The organism is Nonomuraea sp. NPDC048892 (assembly GCF_040649735.1).
GTDB classification, from domain to species: domain Bacteria; phylum Actinomycetota; class Actinomycetes; order Streptosporangiales; family Streptosporangiaceae; genus Nonomuraea; species Nonomuraea maheshkhaliensis.
This window is the reverse complement of sequence record NZ_JBEZFZ010000053.1, coordinates 21078-27660: the sequence shown is the minus strand read 5'-3', so window position 1 is coordinate 27660 and position 6583 is coordinate 21078. Positions and strand designations below refer to the sequence as shown.

The 6583-nt window shown below is 61.9% G+C and carries 6 protein-coding genes; all 6 read left to right on the top strand.

Annotation, left to right across the window (positions count from 1 at the left end; all coding sequences use genetic code 11):
- Positions 1–762: 762 nt before the first annotated feature.
- From AB0C28_RS55185 to AB0C28_RS55160, 6 genes are read left to right on the top strand one after another with little or no spacing between them, the layout of a single operon-like run.
- Positions 763–1701 (top strand): DHHA2 domain-containing protein, encoded by a 939-nt coding sequence (locus AB0C28_RS55185; RefSeq protein ID WP_358085385.1) that lies wholly within the window; start codon positions 763–765, stop codon positions 1699–1701.
- 32 nt (positions 1702–1733) lie between these two features.
- Positions 1734–2282 (top strand): hypothetical protein, encoded by a 549-nt coding sequence (locus AB0C28_RS55180; RefSeq protein WP_358085383.1) that lies wholly within the window; start codon positions 1734–1736, stop codon positions 2280–2282.
- 6 nt (positions 2283–2288) lie between these two features.
- Positions 2289–3563: a CMP-5'-phosphonoformate--3-phosphoglycerate phosphonoformyl transferase gene (locus AB0C28_RS55175; RefSeq protein WP_358085381.1), complete on the top strand. Its 1275-nt coding sequence runs from the start codon at positions 2289–2291 to the stop codon at positions 3561–3563.
- Positions 3563–4771, top strand: coding sequence for a hypothetical protein (locus AB0C28_RS55170; RefSeq protein WP_358085379.1), 1209 nt, complete (start codon positions 3563–3565; stop codon positions 4769–4771). Before AB0C28_RS55175 ends, AB0C28_RS55170 begins: the two co-directional genes overlap by 1 nt.
- 5 nt (positions 4772–4776) lie before the next feature.
- Entirely contained in the window at positions 4777–5835 is a 1059-nt protein-coding gene (gene selD / locus AB0C28_RS55165) for a selenide, water dikinase SelD (protein ID WP_358085376.1), read from the top strand.
- Between the two features lie 22 nt (positions 5836–5857).
- Positions 5858–6514: an NUDIX domain-containing protein gene (locus AB0C28_RS55160; protein ID WP_358085373.1), complete on the top strand. Its 657-nt coding sequence runs from the start codon at positions 5858–5860 to the stop codon at positions 6512–6514.
- The last annotated feature ends 69 nt before the right edge of the window (positions 6515–6583 follow it).

Sequence of the window (6583 nt, the reverse complement as noted above, 5' to 3'; positions counted from 1 at the left end):
CGACAGCCGGGCACCCACGCTGACCACAGCGAGGAAATCGACCTCCAGCCGAAGACTTCAGCCGACCAACTCAAGGTCGAGAAAGATCGAGGCTAGGGAAGGAGCGCTGAGCTGCCCAGAGCAACCGAACCTGAGAACTCTGCTGATCTGTGTTAAGGCGGTGATCCGGGCTGGTGCAACTACTTCCGGCACTGCTCGTCCAAACGGACGTCCGGCCTACCGACCTACTAGGTCCCGGCACCGCCTCGTACGGTGACCGCCTTGGGCGGCGTAGGCGGCGCCGAACAGCGTGCAGTCGAACGGCATCCACACTTGCGAACATCTTCCCGGTCGGTATCCATACCTGCTCACGCCGCTGTTGTTCTCGGCGGCGGATCCCCTGACGCGTACCTCCTGTCACCGTGGTACCTCGCGTATCAAGAAACAACCAGCCAAATTCTGGCATCCCCCCTTTAGCCTCGGCAACAAAGTCAGATCACCGCGTAAGACCACGACCGCTCGCTCCCCGGTGTCAGAGCATTAAGCGCCGCACATTCGATCAATGAACAAATTGAGGCAAATCGGCAGCTCGGAGTGGTGGTCGAAATGTTGTTCGAATAGAATTGGGTGGTTAAATTTCTTAACAATGCTCGATTTTCGGGCCGGACGAAAATATCTCGATCAACTTTGCTCGCTGCGGCAAATGACACTCGCAACTATTCGGCATTTGGTGACTATGATATTATCTCGAGATTAGGCTAGTCGATCAAGGGTCGGGGTAGGTTGAATCGATACGTCTTCGCTTATGTAAATCCAGACACAGACGGCGTGTGCTGTGCGATTGCCTATGCAGAATTGGCCGCCCGCACGCGCGATGAGTGCTTTTTGCCCGTGGTTTGGGGGCGCATCAACCGTGAGACGCAGTTGGTGCTGTCGCGCTTCGGCGTCGAGCGTCCGTCCGTGATCAACGCGCTAGACGGCGACTACCGGGTCGCCTTGGTCGATACGCACCACCCGCAGCACCTGCCTGACGGTCTGGACTTTGATCGGGTGGTCGAGATCATCGACCACCATCCGGCCGGTCACCCTGAGGCATTCGCCCATGCCGATCTCCAGAACGAGGAGGTCGGCGCAGCGGCAACTTTGATCGTCGAACGCTTCCGTGCCGCAGCGCTCAGGCCGTCGCCGCAGGTTGCGGGTCTGCTGGCTGCCGCGATCATCTCTAGCACTCTTAACCTCAAGGCGCCGTCTACCTCCTATCGCGATCAGCGGGCGCTCGACTGGCTTCGCCCCGTCGTGGAGATATCCGAACCATTCGTCGAAGAGATGTTCGTAGCGCTGTCCGATACTGCGGGACTGACCACAGCGGAGGTGCTGGCTGCCAACTACAAAGAATTTCGAACGGGTCGGATCACTATCGGCATCGTCCAAGTCGAGGCGATCGACCCCACGGCCATCACACGTCGGGCCGACCTTCCTGAGGAGCTCCGCCGCCTGGCCGAGGCCCGCCCCGATACCGCTCACGTGTTCGTGTCGATCATCGGGATGCTGGCGCAGACCACCACAGTGATCGCCGTGCATGCCGCCACTCGCGAGCTCCTCATTCGTTCTTCAGGAATGACCTTCACAGGCGACGTTGCGCTGGTGCCCAAGATACTTCTGCGGAAGACCGACTTCGTGCCGGCGCTGGTCACGCTCGGTGAACAGGAGGGCCCGTGGTAGCGGTGCGAAGCAACAACCGCAACATAAGGGACTTGGGCGTCGCACACGGAAGGTTCCAGGTCTTCCACAATGACCATCTCAGGTACGTACTGGCGGCCAAGCAGCGCTGCGTGCACCTTGTAATCGGCATCACCTCGCCTAATCCAGAGCGTGCCCCGCTGGAGGCGGCCGATCCGCATCGCAAGGCGCCTGGGGCGAATCCATTTACTTACTTCGAGCGGATGTCGATGATCGCGTCCTGCTTATATGCAGAGGGTCTGAGTGGACCGGAATTCAGTATCGTTCCGTTTCCGATCGAATCTCCTGTAGAACTGGCTAACTACGCTCCTTCGGAGGCCACGTACTTCACCACTGTTTATGACGCATGGGGCGACGAAAAGATTGCTCGCCTGCGTGCTTTGGGATTCGATATCAAAGTCCTTTGGCGGTCCACGAACAAAGAGATCTCGGGAACGAGAATCCGAGCGGCGATCGCATCTGGGGGCTCCTGGCGTGCACTGGTTCCAGCGGCGACGGCGGATTACCTGACCCTTCACGGTCTCCTGGCCCGGGTGAGTGAGCCCAAAATGAAACGGCAGTGAATTGGTATGGGCAAGATCTTCCTGATCGTCCTCGACGGCGCAGCTGACAGACCGGTAACGATGCTCGGTGGCAAAACACCTATGGAGGCCGCACGGACCGACACGCTCGACGCGCTCGCCGCACGGTCTCAGCAGTCCATGATTACGGTGATAGGCGAAGGGATCTGGCCAGAGTCCGATTCCGGGGCGATGGCACTCCTTTCCTATGATCCGCTTGTGCACTACACCGGCAGAGGCCCGCTCGAGGGCTTTGGCCTAGGTCTGGTGGGATTCGACATGAATGCGATCGCCTTCCGGGTGAACTTTGCCAGCTATGACGAGAGCGCGGGAACTCTCGATCGACGCACGGCCCGCGACCTGAGCGATGAGCAATTGCAGGGATTGGCAGCTGCGATCCGTGACGAGGTGTCGCTCGACGACCTGAACGTCCAGTTCGACCTCATCGCGTTCTCGCGGCACCGCGGCATTCTGGTGTTCACCTCAGCTGGCCTCCCGCTTTCCGGACAGGTGACCAACACAGATCCCGGTTTCCGTAACGAAGGCTCGTTCAGCTTCCCAGTCCCTAACTTCACGCCTAAGCCACAGCTCGCCTCGCCTCGAAACCCCTCACTGGCCGCCGCGAATGCGGCCGGGGTTGTGAACGTCTTCGTGGAGAGGTCCGCTGCGGTTCTACGCAATCATACGGTCAATACCGCCAGGCGTAAGCAGGGAGCACTGCCCGCGAATTTGTTGCTCGTCCGCGACGGCGGCGATTCGCCGCGTCAACTCGTTAGCTTTGCCGACAAGTTCGGCTGCTCGATCTCCATCTTCGGCCAGATCCCGGCGGAGCGTGGGCTCGCCCGTCTGATTGGCGGCAACTTTGACTACTCCATTCCCGAACCCGGTGAACCCGAGTCTGCCTATCTCAATCGGACTGTCGGTCAAGTGCTCAACGTGGACACAGATGTGGTCTTCCTTCATCTCAAAGGCCCGGACGAGCCCGGCCACGACAACCAGCCCGTCGACAAGACACGGGCGATCGAGCTTATCGACGCCCACTTCATGACGCCTCTATTGGCGGCGCTCTCCCCGGACGATGTCGTAGCGGTCACCTGCGACCACTCCACTCCATGCGAACTGGGGATTCACTCGGACGATCCAGTCCCGGCGATCGTCTGCGCGCCGGGACTGGCCGCGGACGACATCACTCGGTTCGGCGAGCGGTTCGCCGTCGACGGGAAGTTGCCAATCACGAAGGCTGTCGAACTGATGCCCTTTCTCGTGAACGCGCGTGGAACGTGATGGCGCCGCGTATCCACCGCCTGTCGGTTCGGACGATTCTCAACAGCGGAGGTGGTCCTGCGGCGGAAGCGGAACTGATCCTCCACGACGGCAGCACTGGCCGAGGCTCATCACCGACTGCTATCAAACCAGGCCCACTGGAGCGTTCCACTAGCACGGATCTGCGCGTCGGTGCCCCGGTGCCCGATCGTGTCGCTGCCATGGCGACGGCACTACCCAATGCAACCATTCACGATCAGGACGAGCTGGACGGTTGGTTAGAGGACCGGTTGGCCGACCTCGGGACGGACGTGACGCTCGCGGTGTCGCTTGCCTACGCACGTGCCTCCGCACGCGCTGCAGACGTTCCGCTGTACCGATACCTGGCTACCCAGGCAGCCGCGGAGCCCGCATTCCCTGGCCTGCTGGCCGCTGTCGTTTCGGGTGGTCTTCACCGAACCGGCGGAGGGCCACCATTCCAGCAGATCATGCTAGCGTCACACGCACGGGTGCCAAGCGAGGACATCCCGGCCGTCATGGAGGCCTATCGTCAGACGGAGCTAGTGCTCCGCGCGCGTGACCTGCTCACTGGTTACTCAGCCTCCAGCGGTATGACCGTCACCGCCATGGACCCGGTCATACCACTGGACATTGTCACCGAGGTCCTCGATCAGCTTGGTCTTGCGGACACGGTCTCCCTTGCGATCGATGTCGCCGCTGAGCATCTCTGGGAGCCGGACGGATACCGCGTTGGTGATACAACGGTCGATGCCGACGGCCTCTCCGTTATCCTCGATGACCTGCTGAGCCGGTATCCGATTATCTTTGTCGAGGACCCGTTCGTCGGCGCGCATACCAAGTCATGGTCGGCACTGCGACAGCGGCACGCGGGCCAAGTAGACGTGATCGGGGACGACTTGTGCGCGACCAACGTCGCCTACATCGACCCCACCCTGGCCGACGGCATCCTCCTCAAGATGAACCAGGTCGGCACCGTCACCTCGGCGCTCCGCGCCGCCCAGGAGGCGTCGCGGGTTGGGATGCGGTGCTGCGTGTCTCACCGGTCGCTGGAGACCGAGGACACCGCCGTTTGCGACTTCGCTGTCGCAATCGGCGCGAGCTGGATCAAGATTGGCGGGCCTCGCCGAGGGGATAGGACGGCGAAGTATAACCGCTTGCTCCGGCTCGAAAGTTCGCTGACACAACCCGCGGGGTCGAGGAGGACCTGAACGCCATGGACAGCTGGAAACAAACGGGTGACCTGCTGCAACTGACCTCCGCAGGCGGCTGCGGCTGCAAACTGCCGTTGAACGAGATGCGCGAATTCATGACCGGCATTGACAATCTGCTGGGCCACCGTGCGTCCTCTGTCCGACTAGACGGAACCGACCGCGACGACGCAGCCCTCTATGAGATCACCCCCGGCTTGCTGCTGGCCGTGACGGTCGATTTCGGAACCCCGATCAGCTCCGACCTGGCCACCTGGGGGAGGATCTCCGCCCAGAATGCACTGTCGGACATCTTCGCCATGGGCGCCCGACCGCTCCTGGCACTTAGCGTTCTGGCGCTCCCTCAGAGCCTCGGCGTGGCTGCGATGACGGAGCTCACGAGCGCGGCCGTCGCAACGCTGACGGAGGCGTCAACGCCACTGGTCGGCGGTCACACGGTCCGATCGGAGGTTCCGCTGTTCGGCCTCTGCATTGTCGGACAGGTCTCCGTCGAGAATGTCATGCTGCTGTGCAACTGCGAACCAGGCGACCTACTGATCCTGACCAAGCCCCTCGGCACGGGGATCGTGATCGCGGCGAAGAAGGCGGGCGTAGTGCCAGCGGGCATGGTGCAGGTGGCGGAGGAGGTCATGCTGGCGTCCAACCGGATTGCGGCCACCCTCGCCACCGATGCTGGAGTACGAGCGGCGACCGACGTCACAGGCTTCGGGCTCGTCGGCCATCTGCACAACATGATGGCCGCCTCAAAGTGTTCGGCTCGGATCAGTGAGGGCGCCTTACCGGTTATTCCGGGGGTGCGAGCGCTCCTCGATCAGCATGGAGTAGTCCCGAACAGTGCTGAACGGAATCTATTCGCCGTTGAGGACTGTGTGGACTGGGCACAGACCCCGTTTAGCACACGGCTGGTTATGACCGATCCGCAGACGTCGGGTGGGCTGCTGCTGTCAGTCGCAGAGGACAGGGCGGCGGCCCTGCTCGAGGCGTGCGAGAAGGAAGGCGTGCCTGCCACAATCATCGGCAGGGTCCTGGACGGTCTGCCGGGCGCGATCCAGGTTACGGACTGATGGTCGACATTTCCTGGGCACCATGTTCGCCAACGTCAGCGTGCGTGTGCGAGCAGTGAGATACGTTGATCGGACCGACAGGAGGGAGCTCGTTCATATGAGTAAGTTCGAGTCGCTGGACGAGCGAAGTGTGTTCTCGGGAGAACTGGGCGAGGTTGTCCAGGCTGTGCAGCCAGACGGGCGGCTGTTCGAGCGCTTTCGCCGGCCGCCGGGTGTCCGCATAGTAATTGTCTCGGCCGGGAAGGTCCTACTGACTGAGGAGTACCGGAGCGAGACCGGCGGTTTCGACCTGCGACTCCCCGGTGGGAAGGTCTTCGATAGCGCGAAAAGCTTCGCCGAGGCACGGCGTACTGGGCGGATGAGCGAGGCCGTCAAGGAAGCGGTTGCTCGAGAGGCTCTGGAAGAGGTAGGCATCATCGTCTCGCGGCCGGAACCCCTGATCGTCGCCCAGGCCGGCGCGACCGTGGAGTGGGACCTGCACTACTTCCTCGTGCGCGACTTCACCAACGCCCCCGACGGGCCAGCACCGGAGAAGGGCGAGGACATCACACCGAAGTGGTTGAGGCCTGAGGACATCTATGCCGCGATCAGGGCCAGCCGGATGTCAGAGTGGCGGAGCGTCGGCGTCCTCCTCGGCCTGGTCTTTCCGCAGGAGTTTCCCGCCTTCGCCCCACATTAAAGCAGGTGCCACGCCATGCTGCCGTATCTGGAGACAGGGGACCCAAGCTGGAGCCATAAGGCGCTCGAC